Genomic DNA, 17,736 nt, shown 5'->3' on the forward strand with positions numbered 1-17,736 from the left:
GAAGGACGGTTTGCGCGATCATGGAATCACCTCGTTGGTGAAATCTGCGGAGCGTCTCAGCAACGCCATCCTACCGGATTCAACGAGGTTTTTTATTGCCGATCAAAATCAATCGCGGATTTGGGGGCAAACGAAATTCGGATCACGAAACGCCCGGTTGGCTTCTCGGCGATTGACCGGGAGGCGTCGTTCACGTCGTGGAATGGCCACGCCGTGGCGGCTTTGACACGGCGCGGCGACAGATTTTAAGATCCGGCCTCGGCGATGCGGGGTCGGCTCGATTCCCGCCTTTCTTTTCGCTCCCGATGGAGCTTGGGGTCATTCCATGAAATCCGGACCGGACGTTCTTCGCGTCACGGCCAGGGGCGAAGCGCCCCTCTTGCAGCCGCCTGACCTCGAAGCATTTCGCGCGCACAACCGAGCCAAGGACAAGCGGCTCGTTCCCAAGCTCACGACCGGCTCACAGGCCATCGACAAATTCGTGCGCAACGGCCAGTACCTCGGCTTCGAGCTATATGGATCGGTGCGTTGCCCGATGACGCTCACGCGCGACCTGATTCGCTCCGGCAAACGCGGTTTCTCGATTGCGGGTCAGGGCGTGCACGAGGCCGACCTCCTGCTCGCGGCCGGGCTCGTCGAGCGCATCGACTTCACGTACATCGGCATGGAGGTCTACGGAGTCTCCGACATCGTGCGCCGCGCCTGCGAGCCCGGCGGAACCGTGCGCGACATCGTCGAGTGGAGCAACGGCGCGCTCACGTGGCGATTCAAGGCCGCGTCGATGGGTGTGCCGTTCTTGCCCACTTACTCCATGCTCGGCACCGACACCTTCCGCCATTCGGCCGCGGTGGCCGTCGAGTGCCCCTTCACGCACAAGCCCGTCGCGTTGCTTCCCGCGCTGATCCTCGACGTCGGCTTCATCCATGTCGCGCGCGCCGACGAGTTCGGCAACTGCCAGATCGACGGCGTCTCGGGCTTCGCGTTCGAGATGGCCCGCGCGTGCAAGCGCCTGATCGTTTCCGCGGAGGAGATCGTCTCCACCGATCGGATCCGCGACCAGCCCGACCGCACGATCATCCCCTATTACCTCGTCGATGCGGTCGTGCATGCGCCGTTCGGCTCATGGCCCGGGGAAATGGCCGGGTATTACGAGCGCGACGAGGAGCACTACCGCGCGTTCATCGAGACGTCGCACTCGAAGGAGGCGACCGACGCTTACCTGCGCGAGTGGGTGACCGGACTGTCGGGGCACGCGGAACTCATGGAAAAAGTCGGAACCGCGCGCCTGGAAAAACTCCGCGTGAAAGGGGGACGACGATGAGTGCGCCCTACTCGCCCTCCGAGTTGCTGATCTGCCTCGCATCGCGCCTGATGGAAGACGGCGCGACGGCCTTTATCGGCACCGGCATTCCCATGCTCGCGGCGTCGCTCGCGCAGCGCCGACACGCACCCAACCTGATTCCGGTCTTCGAGTTCGGCGGAACCGGGGCGCAGATCGACAAGCTGCCGCTCGCCGTCGGCGACATGCGCACCTTTCACCGCGCCATCGCCGCGTCGGGGATCTGCGACATCATGGAGACCGCGCAGCGCGGCTTCATCGAATACGGATTCCTCGGCGGCGCGCAGATCGACGCTTTCGGGAACCTCAACACCACGCACATCGGTCCGCGCGAAAACTTCAAGGTGCGCCTGCCGGGCTCGGGCGGCGGCAACGACGTGGGTTCGCTGTGCTGGCGTACGATCGCGATCATGCGCCACGACAAACGGCGCTTCGTGCCGCGCATCGATTTTCTGACGACGCCCGGGTACCTGACGGGTCCCGGCGCGCGCGAGGCGGCGGGGCTGCCGTCGGGCACGGGGCCGCACCGCGTGGTGACGAATCTGTGCGTGATGGATTATCCCGAGGCAACGCGGCGCATGCGCGTGATCGCCCTCAACCCGGGCGTGACAATCGACGAGGTTCGCGCAAACACGGGCTTCGAACTCGACGTCGCCGACACGCTCCCGGCGAACGACGGGCCCGGCGAGGACGAGCTTCGAATCCTGCGCGAGGTCGTCGATCCTGATGGGCTGTATCGCTAACGAATACATCCCGTGGAGGCACGCGGGCGAGTTCGGCCCCAAATGAACCGGATTCATTTTTTTCGGAGACCGTTTTCTCGCCTAACTGATTGATTTTTCAAGAAAAACGAGAAAACGCCGCCCAAGGCATCCCAGCCCCCATTCGCTGCTCGCTTGACACGAAAACACGCCGCGTGTTAAAAATTCCTGAGTGAATGATCATTCATTTTCCGCCTCGGGCGGACTGAAATTCCGGCAGGCAGGGAACCGGCACCGCGAGGCGGGCCGGACGTCGTGGGGACCGGGCTTCGAACGATAGACGAAGTTCGCCCGACCGGTCGATGCGAAGGTGTTGCGGGGACGGCGTTGCGCGCGTGCGTACGCCGGCGGATTTTTTCGATCGCGCGCGAAGTTTGAGGGTCCGAGCCATGCTCGAGAAACGTGGCGGCGCGAAACGTCCGGTGGCCAAGGACAAGCACGAGCGGATCCTGAAGGCCGCCGTGAAGATCTTTGCCAAGCACGGATTCCACAACTCGAAAATCAGCCAGATCGCGAAGGAGGCCGGCGTCGCCGACGGCACGATCTACCTGTACTTCAAGAACAAGGACGACATCCTCATCAACCTGTTCGAGAAGAAGATCGACGCGGCCATCCAGGACTTCAACGCGTCGCTGGTCGGTTTGCGCGACCCGATCGAGAAGCTGCGCACCTTCATCATCCGGTACGCGGAGTACATGGAGAAGCATCAGGCGCTGGCCGAGGTCATCTCGGTCGAGCTGCGTCAATCGAACAAGTTCATGAAGGAATACGTGCCGGTCAAGTTCGCCGAGTTCCTCCAGATCCTCTCGATGATTATCCGCGAGGGCAAGGATCTGGGGGTGTTTCGGCGGGACATCGAGCCCGGCATCGCCAAGCGCGCGATTTTCGGCGCGCTCGACGAGTTGATCCTGTACTGGGTGCTCGCGCCGAAACCGAAGTACTCGACGACGCAGATCGGTCGGAATCTGGCCGACCTGTTCGCCGAGGGCCTCAAGGCGCGTCCGTGAACGAGACCGAATAGGAGATGACGCGACGCGCGCGATTTCGTGCTCGTTGCAGGGACTGCGGGCAAACGGGTTTTCCATCCTTCAGCCAGGGAGGTCGAACGTGAATATTGTCGTGTTGTGCAAACAGGTTCCCGACACGGAGAGCCGCATCAAGCTGAAAGGCGACGGCTCCGGATTCGACATGGACGGGATCAAGTGGATCCTGAATCCGTATGACGAATACGCCGTGGAAGAGGCCCTGAAGATCAAGGAAGCGGGCAAGGCCGAGAAGGTGACGGTGGTCGGGCTTGGACCGGACCGCATTGTCGAGTCGCTGCGCACGGCGCTGGCCATGGGTGCGGACGATGCCGTGCACGTGAAGACGGGCGACGATTACGGCGACAACCTCGCCGTCGCCAAGGCGCTGGCCGCCGCGGTGAAGGATTTGAACCCGGGTCTCATCCTGACGGGCCGGCAGGCGATCGACACCGACATGGGCGCGGTGCAGAGCATGGTGGCCGAGCTGCTGGGATGCGGCCAGATCAACGTCGTCTCGAAGCTCGAAGTGGACGGCGGCAAGGTGAAGGGCTGGCGCGACGTCGAAGGCGGCGCGAAGCAGGTGGTCGAGTCCTCGACGCCCGCGGTGGTGAGCGCCAACAAGGGTCTCAACGAACCGCGTTACGCGTCCCTGCCGGGCATCATGAAGGCGAAACGCAAACCCGTTGCGGTCAAGGAACCCGCCGCCGCCGTGAACAAGGCCAAACTGACGGCCTGCTCACTGCCGGAAGAGCGAAAAGCGGGCAAGGTGTTTCAGGGCGTCGAGTCGGTGCCCGAGGTCGTCAAACTGCTTCGCACCGAAGCCAAAGTCATCTGAGCATCGAAGGAGACGTCACCATGGCGAATGTGTTGGTGGTTGCGGAAATCAAAGAGGGCGAACCCAAGAAGGTTACGCTCGAACTCCTCACCGTCGGCGGACGCATCGCGTCGGGACTCGGCGGCACGCTGAACGCGGTCGCGATCGGCACCGGCCTCGGCGGCATCGAGACGAAGCTCGGCGCTCACGGCGCGAAGACCGTCTACGTCGCCGACGGCGTCGCCTCTTACAACTCCGAGGGCTACACGAAGATCCTCGCCGATGTCGTCGCCAAGGACGGCTCGGGCCTCGTGTTCTTCGCCGCGTCGTCGCAGGGTCGCGATCTCGCCCCGCGTCTGGCCGCCCGGCTCGACGCCGCCTTCGCCGCGGACTGCGTCGAAATCGACGTGGACGGCGGCAAGGTGAAGGTGAAGCGCCCGGTGTTCTCGGGCAAGGCGTTCGCGACGCTCACGATGGACGGCACGGCCGTGGTCAGCCTGCGTCCGAACAGCTATCCGGTCGCCGAAGGCGCGGGCCCGGCCGCCGCGACCGTCGCGGCCGGCGGCGATTTCGGCGCCGTCAAAGCCCAGGTCGTCGATGTGGTCGCGGGCCAGTCCGGCACCGTGGACCTGACCGAGGCGGATCGCATCGTCTCCGGCGGCCGCGCGTTGAAGAGCGCCGACAACTTCAAGCTTCTGTGGGACATGGCGAAGGTCATCAACGCCACGGTGGGCGCTTCGCGCGCCGCGGTGGACAGCGGATTCGCCCCGCACGCGATGCAGGTCGGACAGACCGGCAAGACCGTGAACCCCACGCTGTACGTCGCCTGCGGCATCTCCGGCGCCATCCAGCATCTCGCGGGCATGCGCACCTCCAAGGTCATTGTCGCGATCAACAAGGACCCCGAGGCGCCCATCTTCCAGAAAGCCGATTACGGCATCGTGGCCGATCTGTTCGAGGCGGTTCCCGTGATGCAGAAGGAATTCGAGAAGCTGCTCGCCGAGGCGTGAGCAGTCGGCGGAGCGAGGAGGCGAGATGCCGTACATTGCGTTTTCCGGTGTGGAAAAGGGAGTCTTCGCGTTCATCACGGTCGCGTTCGCCCTGACGTTTTCCTACGTCATGTGGCGGCGCATGCGGCTGATGTTCCTTGCGCGCAAGGATCCCCGCACCGACCGGATCGGCCGGCGCATCGCGCTGCTGTTCAAGGTCGGCGTGGGTCAGTCCCGCATGCCTCAGGAGTTCATCCCCGGTCTGCTCCACATCCTGATCTTCGCGGGTTTCATGACCCTCTCCGTGCGAACCGTCCTGCTGTTCGGCATGGGCTTTTCGGGATCGTGGTTCAACCTCGATCACATTCCGGGGATCGGCGGATTTCTGGGGCCGCTCTATTCCATCCTGAAAGACCTGTTGGTGATCGGCGTGCTCGTCGGGTGCGCCGGATTCGCGTGGCGGCGTCTCGTCTCCAAGCCCGTTCGCATGAAAAACATGAAGCAGGCCGAGCCCGTGGCGATCCTCGCCTGGATCTCGGGCCTGATGCTCATGGATGTCCTGCTCGAAGCCGGTTACGGCGCATGGATGCGCGGGCCGGAGGCCGCCGGCGTGGTCCACCAGGTATGGATCACGCCGCTCGGCGAGTTGTTCTCGGGCCTCTTCGGTCCCAAGTCGGGCGAGTGGGCCTTCAAGGTCGGCGTCTGGGGCCACAGCATCATGGTGCTCGGCTTCCTCAACTACCTGCCCTTCGGAAAACATTTTCACGTCATCACCGCGCTGCCCAACACGTTCCTCGCGCGCACCACGCCGCCGGGGCACCTCGAGCCCATCCTCAATATCGAGGAGAAGTTCGAGAAGATGGAATCCGATCCCTCGATCGCCATCGGCGTGGCGCAGGTCGAAAACCTCACCTGGAAACAGATTCTCGACGTCTACTCGTGCACCGAGTGCGGGCGCTGCGTGCCGTTCTGCCCGGCGTGGTCCACGGACAAGCCGCTGTCGCATCGCGGCGTGAACAAGACCATCCGCGCGCACTTGATGGAAAAGGCCGACTTCCTGCTCGCGCCCAAGCCCGCGGAGGGATCGGACAAGAAGCTGGAATGGACCGGCAATTCGCTCACGAACGGCGCGGTGTCGGCCGAGACGATCTGGTCGTGCACGCTGTGCATGGACTGCGAGGAGCGCTGCCCGGTGCTGATCGAGCAGGTCCCACGTATCGTGGACATGCGCCGTCACCTGTCGATGATCGAGGGCGATATCCCCGGCGAGGTCGCCAACTTCTTCAAGAACGTCGAACGCAACTCCAACCCGTGGGGACTCGCGCCCGACAAGCGCGCCGACTGGATCGCGGGACTCGAGGAGGGCCTTGTCGCCCCGCAGTTCTGCGAGCTGGCCCCCGAGGAAGCCGCGCAGGTCGAGTACCTGTTCTGGGTCGGCTGCATGGGATCGTACGACGACCGGTCGCAAAAGGTGACGAAGGCGCTCGTGAAGATCCTGAACGCCGCGGGCGTGAAGTTCGCGGTGCTGGGCGTCGAGGAACAATGCAACGGCGAAACCGCGCGGCGGCTGGGCAACGAGTACCTCGGACAGATGCTCGCGGTCATGAACATCCAGACTATGATGGCCTACGGCGTGAAAAAGGTGATCGCGTTCTGCCCGCACTGCTTCAACACGATCAAGAACGATTTCCCTCCCCTGATCCCGCAGGCCCGCGACCAGATGGAAGACAAGGACACGGCGAACCGCTACGCCGACTTCGCGGGCTTCGAGGTCGTGCACGCGAACGAACTCGTGCGCAAGCTCATCGCCGACGGGCGCATCAAGCTCCACCGCAACGAAGATCTGGGCCGGATCGCCTACCACGACCCGTGCTTCCTCGGTCGCTACAACGACATTTTCGATCCGCAGCGCGAGATGGTCGCGCTCGCGGGCGGGACCGTGGCCGAGCCGAGCCTGAACCGACGGCAGTCGTATTGTTGCGGCGCGGGCGGCGGACGCATGTGGGTCGAGGAGCACGCGCCCCGCGTCAACCACAAGCGCTTCGACGAAATCATGGAATCGACGGGCAACGCCGAAACCATCGGCGTGTCGTGCCCGTTCTGCCTGACGATGATGACTGACTCGTCCAAGGACAAGCTGGTGGACGACAAGGTCAAGGTGAAGGACGTGATCGAGATCGTCGCCGATCAGCTCGTCATGCCGGGCGAACCGCGCCCGAACTGACGACCCGGACGGGTACAACCACAACGCCTCTTGGCGACGAACAGCGCGGACGACGGTCGGGGGCGACTCCGGCCGTTGCCGTGTTCAGTCGGCGAACACGACCGCGAGCCGGCGACGCAATTCGTCACGCACGTCGCGAAACGCCTGAAGCCGCGCCTCGTCGTCGCCGGTCGCCGCGGCCGGATCGGGCAGACCCCAGTGGATCTTCAGAACGGCGCGCGGAAATACGGGGCATACCTCTTCGGCGCACAGCGTGATCACCGCATCCACCGAATCGGCATCGATGTCCCCCACCGTCTTGGATCGATGCGTCGAAATGTCGATGCCGATCTCGGCGAGCGCGGCGATCGCCTGAGGGCGAACGCTCGTCGGCTCCGACCCGGCGGAAGAAATCCGCACGTCCGACGGCGCGAGCGAACGGGCGATCCCCTCGCCGAGCTGACTGCGCGCCGAGTTCGCCACGCACATGAACAGAATGTGGCGCGGGCGCGCTTCGCGCAGCCGCTGCGCGTCCTCGCGCCAGTCTGCCCCCGGCCCGCTCATAACGCGTTCTCCGCCGCGAACCATCGGCGTCGCAGCGCGAACGCGACGTTGACGAGCCCGATCATCACGGGCACCTCGACCAGCGGGCCGATCACCGCGGCGAACGCCGCGCCGTGATGGATGCCGAAGGTGGCGATGGCCACCGCGATGGCCAGCTCGAAGTTGTTGGATGCCGCCGTGAACGACAGCGTCGTCGCGCGTCCGTAATCGGCGCCGAACTTGTGACCGAGGGCGAACGACGCGAGGAACATGACGACGAAGTAGATGAGCAGCGGAATCGCGATCCGCACCACATCGAGCGGAAGCTGGACGATGTATTCGCCCTTGAGTGAGAACATGACGACGATGGTGAATAGAAGAGCGACCAGGGTGATCGGACTGATCCTCGGAATGAACCGGGTCTCGTACCACTCCCGCCCCTTCAGCGAGATCAGTGAAAAACGCGAGACAACGCCGGCGATAAACGGGATGCCGAGATAGATGAAGACGCTTTTTGCGATTTCGCCGATTGTGATGTCGACCGCGACGCCCGCGAGGCCGAACCACGTCGGCAGCAACGTGATGAAGACCCAGGCGTAAACGGAGAAGAACAGCACCTGAAACACGGAGTTGAACGCCACGAGACCGGCGGCGTACTCGGGATCGCCCTTGGCGAGATCGTTCCACACGATCACCATGGCGATGCATCGCGCGAGGCCGATGAGGATCAGACCGGTCATGTATTCCGGCTTGTCGCGAAGAAAAATCAGCGCGAGCGCGAACATCAGCACCGGGCCGATCACCCAGTTTTGCACGAGCGACAGCACGAGGATGCGCGTATCGCGGAAAACGCGCGGCATTTCCTCGTAACGCACCTTCGCCAGCGGCGGGTACATCATGAGGATAAGCCCGACGGCGATGGGGATGTTGGTCGTACCCACGGAGAATCGGTTCCAGAAATCGGCGACGCCCGGCCACATCGAGCCCGACGCGACGCCCACCGCCATGGCAACGAAAATCCACAGTGTGAGGTAACGATCGAGAAACGACAGCCGACCGGCGGCGCCACTGCTCATGACCGACGCCCCTTTGCCGAGCCGACCACTGACCCCGACCGCTTCGCCCGGGTCTTCGTTCCGACCGCACCCGGATCGGCGGTGCGCGAAACACGCGGGGCGGGCGCGCACTCGGCGTCGTCCTTCGACCGGCTCGCCATCCGCGCGCGCAGGCGGTTCTGAATCGCGGCGAAGCGTTCGTCGAGCAGAATCGGGCGCACCGCACGCAGCGCGGCGGCCGCGTCGTCCGAGGCATCGGCGTTCCAGCGGTAATAGGCCCAGGTCCGGCGGTGCGACTCCGTCACGAGTCCGCGCACGGCGAGGTAGCGCAGGTGCCGCGCCGCCTTGGAATGCGTGAGGTCCAGAACCGCCGCGAGATCGCACACGCACAGCTCCGGCGTCGCGCGCAGCAACGCCAACATGTGCAGTCGCGTTTCGTCGGCCAGCGCGCGAAACACGCTCGCCAGACTCCCGACGCCGTCGTTCGCCGACCGCGTGTCCTTCGTAGTCTCGCGCCGAGTCGACGATTCCTCGCGCCGCCCGGACATTCCTTCACGCCTTCCCGCCATGACGTCCTCCCGATAAATCGACTATTCCCGTTTAACCGTTTAAACGGTTATTTGCAACGATCCGCAGGTCGGATCACTTCGCCGGCGACAGGTCGAGCGGCGTCGCCGGACCATGGACGGGCTTCCGCGAATCCGTTCAAAAACAGCCCGCTCAACTTGACGCCCGCGAGACGGGCCGGGATAATCGCGTGGCTGCTCATCATTTTCTCATTGAAGGGGAATTTCCCATGAAGCGCCGGATGGCTGGTCTGGGGATTTGCGTGGCCGCGCTGATGATCGCGACGACGGCGGGCGCCGAGATGGAGCCGGTCAAGGTCGGGTTCGGTTCGTTGCAAATCAGCGGACTGTTTCAGGCGGGATTCAACTATTACATCGGCGACGAGATCGCGGGGGCGCGCGACGTGGATCTGAACCGCGACGGTCAGATCGCCGCGGACGGTTCGGAGTCGAACATTCCCGTCGCGGTCGATCGCGCTTCCGACATGGAGTTCATCATTCGCCGCGCGCGCATCGCCTTCAAGGGCAACGTGGTCGACGAACGCATCGGCTACTTCTTCCAGACGGACGTCCAGGAAGGACGCGTGACCCTGCTCGACACGCGGCTCGCGTTTTCGTACATCCCCTACACGACCATCAGCATCGGCCGTTTCCTGCCCAAGTTCACGTACTGGATGCCGATGAATCCCGCGTACACCTATCTGATCGACCTGCCGCAGATGAACTCGTTTCTCGGCGTGCAGCGGCAGACCGGCGTCAACGTCGGCGTCTTCCACAAGCTCTTCGAGGTGGATTTCGGCGCGTTCAACGGACGCAACGAACCGAATACTCCCATCAATCCCGTGGACCGCGCCGGCGAGCCGCTCGGCACCAACACGCAGGATCGATGGAACGACGAGAACACGGCGAAGGACGCTTACGTTTCATTCGCCGTCAAGCCGGTCGACGGACTGCGCATTTTCGGCGGTTACTGGTACGGAATGCCGCTCGATTACTTCGAGGAGAAGGACGGCGAGCTCGTCGCGCACAACGCGCAGGTCGGCATCGTGAACGGCGGTGTCGCGTACCTCTCTCAGTTCGGCCTGCACCTTTGGGGCGAAGTCATGAGCCAGTCGGTGCGTTTCGATTCCAGCCCGTCGACGGACCCCGACGGCGAGCGGCCCGACGACACGTTCGAGTATTCGGCCCTGTCGTGGTATGCGATGGCCGGATACGACTTCAAGAACGTCGGCGTCCCCTTCGAAGTGCTGGCCCGGTACGACTCGCTCGACCCCGACACGACCAACGACGAAAAAACGCACGGCGACAAGGACGTGCAGACGCGCATCACCGGCGGCTTCAATTACTACATCGAGGACTTCTTCGCGGTGCTCGCCGTGAACTACGTCTACAAGGCCGAGGAGTTCGAACTGCTCGACAAGAAGCTGGAGGAAGACCAGACGGGCGTCTTCAACGACGAACTGCAACTCCAGGTCCAGGTGCACTTCTAGCCCGATGAGCGCGCCGACGCTGCGAGATCCCCTCGCGATCGGCGCGCTTCGTCTGCGCAATCGCCTCTACCGCGCGCCGGTGCTCGAAGGCGCCGGCCGCGCGAAGGATCCCGCCGCCGAGTACGCCCGCCATTTCGTTCCGGGAGCGCGAGCGGGGCTCGGCCTCATCGTTCAGGGCAACACCATCGTGCTCCCGCAGGGCCGCACGTCGCCGGGGATGTCGGCGATCGGCGAACGCGATCACCTCCTCGCCCTCGCGCCCATGGTCCGCGCCGTACACGACGCCGGCGGCGCCATCGCGATCCAACTCGGCCACGGCGGCATCTTCGCTCTGGAGAGCTGGCACCGCGAATTCGCTTCGATCCGTTCCGGAGCGCCGTTCGCGCCGAGCCCGATCCCGCTGTGGATGCGCGCGGTGCTCGGTCGCGTGCACGTCCTCGCGACGCGCGAAGTCGACGCACTCGTCCGCCGATTCGGCCTCGTCGCTTCCTGGGCGCGCGAGGCCGGCTACGACGCCGTGCAACTCGCCGGGGCGAACGCCAAGCTGCTGCATCAGTTTCTCTCGCCGACCTACAATCGCCGCGACGACCGCTACGGCGGCTCGCCGTCGGCGCGGTTTCGCATCCTGCGCGAGATCCGCGAGTCGATCGCCGAGCAGGCGGGCGCCGACTTTCCGGTGCTGCTCAAGCTCGCCGCCGAGGAGCACGGCGCGTTCGGCCGGCGCTGGGGCCTCGAACTGGGCATCGAATACGCCCGCATGGCCGAGGACGCGGGCTTCGACGCCATCACACCGGTCGCCGCGGATTCCATGCCGAACACCGCGATCTGCCGCGGCGCGTATCCCGCGGAAATGTTCGCGAAGGAACGCATCTCCCGGATGTACCGGGACGCCGGCGGACGCAGGGCGAAACCCGTTGCGTCGCTGGCCGCCCGCGTCGCCGCGAAGCGATATCCGTTCGCGCCGGTGTGGAATCGAGAAGTGTTCCGCTCAGTTAAGGCCGCGGTGAAGATTCCCGTCTTCGCCGTCGGAGGCATCCGCACGCGTGCCGAGGCCGAGGAGATTCTCGCTCGCGGCGAGGCCGATCTCGTCGGCGTCGGTCGGCCGTTTTACGCCGAGCCCGAACTCGCGCGGCGGTTCCTCGACGATACCGCCCCGGATGGCTCCGCGTGCGAAAACAGCAACAACTGCGTCGTGGCTCAGATGCTGGGCATGCCGGCCGCCTGCTACAACTCGGGCGTGCACAAAAAGATCGCCGCCGCGCGGTCTTGACCGGCGGCGGCGTTCGTTTGCGGGTCGATCAGGCGGTGCGTTTCGGCGCGGCCTTTTTCTTCGCGGCGGTCTTGGCCGAAGCCTTCGGGGGCGCGGGTCTCGACCGCACCGGCTTTTTCGCGACGCCGGTCTTTTCCATCACCGCGCGCACCTGCGCCGGATCGATCGGCTTGGAAAGCACCACACTGGCGCCGGCCTGAAAGAACTCGCGCTCCTTCGCCTTGTCGACAAACGCCGAGATGACGGCGATGTAGGCGTCGCGCGCCCCGTCGAGCGTGCGCATGGTCTTCAGGAAGTCGAGCCCGTCGAAACGCGGCATCATGTAGTCGAGCAGGATCAGGTCGGGCGCGAAGTCCTTGATGGCGATCAGCGCCTCGTATCCGTTCCACGCCCATGTCGTCTGCGCCTCCGCGTCGTGGTGACGCACGAAACTCTGAAGGATTTCGGCGGAGACCTCGTCGTCCTCGATGATCAGGACGCGCATGCCGCGACCCGCCTTGCGTCCGCCGGCCGATCCGCCCTGTTCAGTGTACGCCATAGCCGCGATCCTTTCTGATCTTGATCCGATGCAGCCGGACTTCGCGATCCGCTTCCTCGTTTGCGGGATTCATTTTCCGCGCCTTCTCGAAGTGCATCAGAGCGAGACCGTCCTTGCCCTCGTCCTTGAAGATCTTCCCGAGATAGAGATAGGCGATGTCGTTGTTCGCGTCGTATCCGATCGCGCGCTTGAACAGCTCCTTGCACTCCAGGGCGACGGCGATGTCGCTCTTGCCGCGCACGTGGTACATGCACCACGCGTAAAGCGCGAGCGCGTCGGAGTTTTCGACGCTGATCTGGTGCGCCCTCAGGGCGTACGGCATGGCCTTCAGAAAATCGCGCGCCTCCACGAACGTGGACGCCTTGGTCATCGCCACGACAAAGGCATCGGCGTCCGGCGTATCTTTCGGGCGCTTGATCGCCCGTGTTGTGGTTGCGCCCCTGATCTTCGTTTTTGGCGTCGCCGGTTTGGCCGGTGCGACGGGCTGCGACGGCGACTTCGGCGGCGGCGTCGGGCTCATGGTCACACCGAACTCGAGCGCGCGGCTCACCGCAAGCAGGAACGCCAAGCGCAGATCCGCCTCGAAATCCTCGCCGTTTGCGCGGATGTCGCGCAGAGTGCGTCCGACGAGCGCCCGCGTCCGGGCGTCGAGCGCGTCGTCGAAACGCAGAACCTCGCGCACGGCGGGGAACTGATCCGACAGTTGGAGAGGGACGTCGATCTTGTGGTTCTTCTCGAATGTTTCCCACAGAAATTCGGGTTTCGCGGCCTTGAACACGCCCATCTTGAGGATCATGTCGAGCGGACTGTCGAGATTCCGCGGCACCTGCGCCGTGGGCATCTGCTCCTGAAATGCATACGCCGCGCCGTCCCACTCGGACTTGAACAGACCGAGCATCTTGACGACCTTCTGCTGTTTGACGAGCACATCCACTTCGCTGCGCGCCAGAAGCCCCATCTGCACGATCACATCGCCCTGATGCAGTCCCTGCTTCTGCGCGCGCTCATAGGTCGCCTCGTTTTCCCGCTGCGTGATCTTCTTGAGCGCCACCAGAAACGTGCCCAGGCTGTCTTCGCGGATGAAATTGCTCTCCACATCGAGCAGACGGCCACGTTCGATCCACGCGGCCATCTTCTTGCGGTCGCCCTTCACCAGCAGCCGCCCGACCTTCTTCTCCCGCAGGAGGTGGAAAATGACCTTGCCGCTCGACGCCACGTTGAGCTCGCCGCGATCCCAGCGGCGCGGCTTGTGCACGTCCTGATCGGGCGCGAGCGGGCCCTGCGTCTGCTGAACGATCGTCTTCGGCTTTTCGTCCCCTTCGAGCCATTTGGTGACGATTCCGTAAAGCGCCGTGGCGTTGAACGGGGTCACCAACACGTCGTCGCAAAACATGTGCAGCCCCAGCCGCTCCATGTCGGCGGGGTCCGTCGCGCGTGTCGTGAGCATGACGAACGGAATGGCCGAAAGCTGGTCCCGACTCTTGAAAAGCCGCGCGAGCTCATTGCCCGATAGGACAGCAAGGTTCTGGTCGCAGATGATCAAATCGGGGTGGAAATTCAGCGTCATGTCCACGGCCTGTTTCTCGTCGGAGCATCGGACGCACTTGTAACCGACGTCCTGTAGAAACTTCAGCGCTTTTTCGTGGACCTCGTCATTCGGAGATATCAGAAGTATCCGCTTCGACATGACCGCCTCTCGCCAAACGACCTGTTACAATCCTTGTGAGTGAACTCACGGTATCTGAACCGTTAACCGAAAAATTTCTACCAGTCAACCGAAATTTCTCGATCCAGCCGGAAAGGGAAATTCGCCGCCCTCGGATCGGGCACCGCCCCAACCCACCGTTCACCCTTGAACGACGGGGCCGGAAGTCGGTCCGGCCCCCTTCGGTCTCTCCCGAGGTACGATCGAATCCGGTCGTCTAGAAGTGGTAACCCGCGCCCGCGCCGATGCCGAGACCCGTCGTTTGCAGCCCCATGTTCACCGTGGCGAACCAATTGTCACCGAGCAGAAACTTCCAGTCGAGGTCGATATGGACGTGAGGCAGTACCGACGGCAGGGGGTCGCTCTTGCTGTCGGGATCGATCGTGACCTGATCCTCGGTCAAATCCTGTTCCGGCACGTTTGTCACCGACGACTGATAGTCGTATTGCTCGAACTGACCGTAGGCGAACATCGGACCGATGCCGATGCCGGGGTTGAAAAACACCTTGTCCTTGGCCACTTCGATGTCGAAGAAAATGTCGGCCGTGATGGCGATGGCCCCGTTTCCGCCGGCGTCGATGTACGCCTGGTCGATCGGGCTCTGGCCGTCGAGGCGCCAGACGCCGTCTTCGACGTTCACGAAATAGTGCCAGAACGTGCCGGTGACCGCGAAGATCCCGAAGTCGTAACCGCCGTAGGCCGCCACGTGGTAGATGGACAGGTCCGGCCGCTCCTCGTAGCTGGAGAGCATCATGCCCGGAAAGTTGTAGCCGCCCTTGATCCCCATGATGGCTTCTTCGTCGTCGTGGTCGGCCAAGGCCGGAACGACCGCCAGCATCACGAGCATCATCGCCGCGAACAGCCGCTGAAACGCCGCGGTCTTGTGCATCACGCTCCCTCCTCGATGTCGAACATGGATGTTCCGGAAATTCGGGCAGTGGTACCAAATCCGGCACGCAGGGTCAATCGCGAAACGCCGATCGGCGTACGTTCAGGGCTTTTCCGGCGGCGGGCGAAAGTCGTCGCGGACATAAACGATCACGCGGTCGCCTTTCGCAATTGCCTTCTCCTCGCCGAAGTCGTTCCAGCGGCGAAGGCTCGACAGGCTCGTGTCGAAGTCGCGGCCGATCGAATACAGCGTCATACCCTTCTTCACGGCGATCTCGACGCGGCGGATTCCGCGCAGCGAATTCCAGTCGGCGACCGCCCGCTCCTTGACGTTGACGCCGTCGAGCGCGTCGGCCCGGTCGGCCGGCACCACGATGCGATACCCACCCGGGTCCGGCGGGACGTAATCGCTTCTCAGGCCCGGATTGAGCGCCGCGAGCGTGCCGCCCGGCACGCCCGCCAGCGCTTCCAGCAGGCGCAGATCAGTCAACGGGCGCACGTGCAATCCCGTCGTCGCATCCGGCGCGAAATCGATCTTCGCAAAACCGTAGCGCTCGGGATCGGTCATGATTCGCCGCGCCGCTAATATGCGCGGAACGTAGTCGGCCGTCTCGGCTCTCAGCTTGCCCGCGTCGCGAAGCGCGAAAAAGTCGCGCGGCGCGCCGGATTCGAGCAGGCGCGTCAAATCGCCCCGCCCCAGATTGTATGCAGCCATTGCGAGATACCAGTCGCCGAACTGCGCGTGCAGCGCGCGCAGGTAATCGGCGGCGAACCGGGTCGCGGCGTCGGGATCGTAACGCTCATCCACGAAAGCGTCGCGGCGCAACCCGAACAGCCGCGCGGTGGCGGGGAGAATCTGCCAAAAGCCTCCCGCGTCGCTCGGGCTCGTGGCGCGGACCTTGTAGTGACTCTCGACGAACGCGAGCGCGAGCAGATCCTCGGGCATGCGTTTGCGGCGCAGCTCGGCGAGCACGCGTTCGCGCCACGCGCCGTAACGCACGAGCGCTTCCGCCGTCCGGTCGCGTTCCGTGGTGCGCATGCGTTCGATGAAGGTTTCGACGGAGGCGTGATTGGTCTCGGGGACCGCGGGCAATTCGGCGAGTTCCGCCGACTCGGCCTGCGCCTTCGCGAGGACGCCGACGAGATCGTCTTCGGGCGTGTTTTCGTCGGCGTTGTCCTCGGCCATCGCGACGCCGACCACGACGACCGCGAACAATCCGAATATCGCGGCGATCAGATGATTGATTCGCATGGGACGTGAATGCGCGATGTGCGCGCGCATGTCAAGCCGGGAGGTGCGCGACCTGCTTCAGTTCACGATCACTTCGATCCGAAGGAGATCCTGCGCCGCGAGATCGACGGGGAGTCGGTAGTATCCCTGCGGTCCCGGCGAAACAACGACGGTGGCGCGCAATTCTCCCCGTCCGCGCCGCAAATGATAGTCACATTTTCATTGACAACCGTTCTCGACCTGTGTCACCGTCAGTGATATTTTCCGGTGAACGCGCTCGGACAGCTTTGAAACGAGACGCTTCGTCGAATGATCGGGAACCCGGAAACCATCGCCCTCCGCGCCTTCAACGCACCGATTTGGATTCGTGTCGTTGCGCTGCCCCTCGCGCTCGTTCTTCTGCTCATCCCAGCCTGCGATTGCGGTTCGTCCGCTACGTCCGACGGCGCGAATTCGGATGACGACGATGTCGTTGCCGACGACGACACGTCGGCCGATGACGACGGGGACGACGACGCGGGATCGACCACCACGACAACGCCGACCACATCGACGACCGGCGGGACCGTCACGACGACCACGGCTACATCGCCGAGCACCACGACGACCACGATCCCCGGTTCGGGCACCGCGTGCGACCCCTACCGTTACACCGCCGCAGAAGGCCCGGACGTTCCCGACTTCGGTCCATGGCCCGAATACACCATCGGCGCGATCACGTATCGGCAATACATCGCGGGAAGCGCGGGCGTGGGACGGAACGCCGTAGCACTCGATGCCGACGGACGCGCGTGGGTGTTTGGCATGGTGGGCCGCTCGTTTGATGCCTACATCTTCGATGATGACGGCTCTGTCGAGCGCGAGATTGTCGATCCGGCAGGGGGTCTGAATTCCGAGGTGAATCGCGACGGGAGTGGGGCATTTCACGTGGTGTACACCAACACGAACGCCAACGAGATCCGGTATGCGACGAATACGAGCGGGGAATGGGTCCAAACGGTCATCCTCGCCGTGCCCGAGGGCGGCGTCGTTTTCGGTTCGGCGCGAGAGCCGAACGGCACGATTCACGTCGCCTACACACGCCTCGAAAACGACACGACGGGGCTGATCTATTTCCGATGGAGAGAGGGCTCGATTGAGGCGCTGGAGCAAGCACAAGAACCCGAGGAAGACAATTGGTTGTGGGGTGTTTCGCTGGCGCTGGAGCCTGTCCCGGATTCCGTTGAAAGTTGAAAAGGGAACGGCGGTTGCCTACCGTCCGGGTTGCGAGACCTGGACGACCTTTTCCAAGGAGGACCGCCGTGAAGGGACGATACCAA

16 protein-coding genes are annotated in these 17,736 nt (G+C 63.9%); 9 read left to right on the plus strand and 7 right to left on the minus strand.

From position 1 onward, the window contains the following. The first annotated feature begins 325 nt into the window (after nucleotides 1-325). The 6 genes from IT350_20285 (at nucleotide 326) to IT350_20310 (ending at nucleotide 7,152) form a co-directional block, all read left to right on the plus strand. A complete protein-coding gene (locus IT350_20285) occupies nucleotides 326-1,321 on the plus strand; it encodes a CoA transferase subunit A (GenBank protein MCC6160402.1) in 996 nt (331 codons plus the stop codon). Beyond that, a complete protein-coding gene (locus IT350_20290; GenBank protein MCC6160403.1) occupies nucleotides 1,318-2,082 on the plus strand; it encodes a 3-oxoacid CoA-transferase in 765 nt (254 codons plus the stop codon). The genes IT350_20285 and IT350_20290 overlap by 4 nt, the downstream gene beginning before the upstream one ends. A gap of 407 nt (nucleotides 2,083-2,489) precedes the next feature. Then, complete coding sequence (locus tag IT350_20295) at nucleotides 2,490-3,107, plus strand: TetR/AcrR family transcriptional regulator (protein MCC6160404.1); 618 nt, start codon at nucleotides 2,490-2,492, stop codon at nucleotides 3,105-3,107. A gap of 100 nt (nucleotides 3,108-3,207) precedes the next feature. After that, the gene (locus tag IT350_20300; protein ID MCC6160405.1) at nucleotides 3,208-3,960 is read left to right on the plus strand and encodes an electron transfer flavoprotein subunit beta/FixA family protein; all 753 of its coding nucleotides are present in this window, start codon (nucleotides 3,208-3,210) and stop codon (nucleotides 3,958-3,960) included. A 20-nt stretch (nucleotides 3,961-3,980) separates the two neighbouring features. Beyond that, nucleotides 3,981-4,949, plus strand: coding sequence for an electron transfer flavoprotein subunit alpha/FixB family protein (locus IT350_20305; GenBank protein MCC6160406.1), 969 nt, complete (start codon nucleotides 3,981-3,983; stop codon nucleotides 4,947-4,949). A gap of 25 nt (nucleotides 4,950-4,974) precedes the next feature. Continuing rightward, entirely contained in the window at nucleotides 4,975-7,152 is a 2,178-nt protein-coding gene (locus tag IT350_20310) for a (Fe-S)-binding protein (protein MCC6160407.1), read from the plus strand. An 84-nt stretch (nucleotides 7,153-7,236) separates the two neighbouring features. Here the strand turns inward: IT350_20310 and IT350_20315 are convergent, their stop codons facing one another. The 3 genes from IT350_20315 to IT350_20325 are packed head-to-tail and all read right to left on the minus strand — an operon-like array spanning nucleotide 7,237 to nucleotide 9,298. Next, the gene (locus tag IT350_20315; protein ID MCC6160408.1) at nucleotides 7,237-7,695 is read right to left on the minus strand and encodes an arsenate reductase ArsC; all 459 of its coding nucleotides are present in this window, start codon (nucleotides 7,693-7,695) and stop codon (nucleotides 7,237-7,239) included. After that, entirely contained in the window at nucleotides 7,692-8,750 is a 1,059-nt protein-coding gene (arsB, locus tag IT350_20320; GenBank protein ID MCC6160409.1) for an ACR3 family arsenite efflux transporter, read from the minus strand. The genes IT350_20315 and arsB overlap by 4 nt, the downstream gene beginning before the upstream one ends. Continuing rightward, nucleotides 8,747-9,298 carry a metalloregulator ArsR/SmtB family transcription factor gene (locus tag IT350_20325; GenBank protein ID MCC6160410.1) on the minus strand — a complete coding sequence of 184 codons (552 nt, stop codon included), beginning with the start codon at nucleotides 9,296-9,298 and terminating at the stop codon, nucleotides 8,747-8,749. Before IT350_20325 ends, arsB begins: the two co-directional genes overlap by 4 nt. A gap of 227 nt (nucleotides 9,299-9,525) precedes the next feature. Here IT350_20325 and IT350_20330 point away from each other — a divergent pair, with 227 nt between their 5' ends. Together IT350_20330 and IT350_20335 are read left to right on the plus strand one after the other, a co-directional pair. Then, nucleotides 9,526-10,785 carry a hypothetical protein gene (locus tag IT350_20330; GenBank protein ID MCC6160411.1) on the plus strand — a complete coding sequence of 420 codons (1,260 nt, stop codon included), beginning with the start codon at nucleotides 9,526-9,528 and terminating at the stop codon, nucleotides 10,783-10,785. A 4-nt stretch (nucleotides 10,786-10,789) separates the two neighbouring features. After that, entirely contained in the window at nucleotides 10,790-12,055 is a 1,266-nt protein-coding gene (locus tag IT350_20335) for a tRNA-dihydrouridine synthase (protein MCC6160412.1), read from the plus strand. A 28-nt stretch (nucleotides 12,056-12,083) separates the two neighbouring features. Here the strand turns inward: IT350_20335 and IT350_20340 are convergent, their stop codons facing one another. From IT350_20340 to IT350_20355, 4 genes are all read right to left on the minus strand, one after another. After that, nucleotides 12,084-12,593: a response regulator gene (locus IT350_20340; GenBank protein MCC6160413.1), complete on the minus strand. Its 510-nt coding sequence runs from the start codon at nucleotides 12,591-12,593 to the stop codon at nucleotides 12,084-12,086. Next, a complete protein-coding gene (locus IT350_20345) occupies nucleotides 12,580-14,280 on the minus strand; it encodes a response regulator (protein ID MCC6160414.1) in 1,701 nt (566 codons plus the stop codon). Before IT350_20345 ends, IT350_20340 begins: the two co-directional genes overlap by 14 nt. Nucleotides 14,281-14,515: 235 nt before the next feature. Further along, nucleotides 14,516-15,187, minus strand: coding sequence for a hypothetical protein (locus IT350_20350; GenBank protein MCC6160415.1), 672 nt, complete (start codon nucleotides 15,185-15,187; stop codon nucleotides 14,516-14,518). 102 nt (nucleotides 15,188-15,289) lie between these two features. Next, complete coding sequence (locus tag IT350_20355) at nucleotides 15,290-16,438, minus strand: transglycosylase SLT domain-containing protein (GenBank protein MCC6160416.1); 1,149 nt, start codon at nucleotides 16,436-16,438, stop codon at nucleotides 15,290-15,292. Between the two features lie 288 nt (nucleotides 16,439-16,726). On the opposite strand from IT350_20355, the gene IT350_20360 reads away from it, so the two are divergent. After that, nucleotides 16,727-17,650 carry a hypothetical protein gene (locus IT350_20360; GenBank protein MCC6160417.1) on the plus strand — a complete coding sequence of 308 codons (924 nt, stop codon included), beginning with the start codon at nucleotides 16,727-16,729 and terminating at the stop codon, nucleotides 17,648-17,650. The last annotated feature ends 86 nt before the right edge of the window (nucleotides 17,651-17,736 follow it).

This window comes from Deltaproteobacteria bacterium (assembly GCA_020845895.1).
Taxonomy (GTDB): domain Bacteria; phylum Lernaellota; class Lernaellaia; order JACKCT01; family JACKCT01; genus JADLEX01.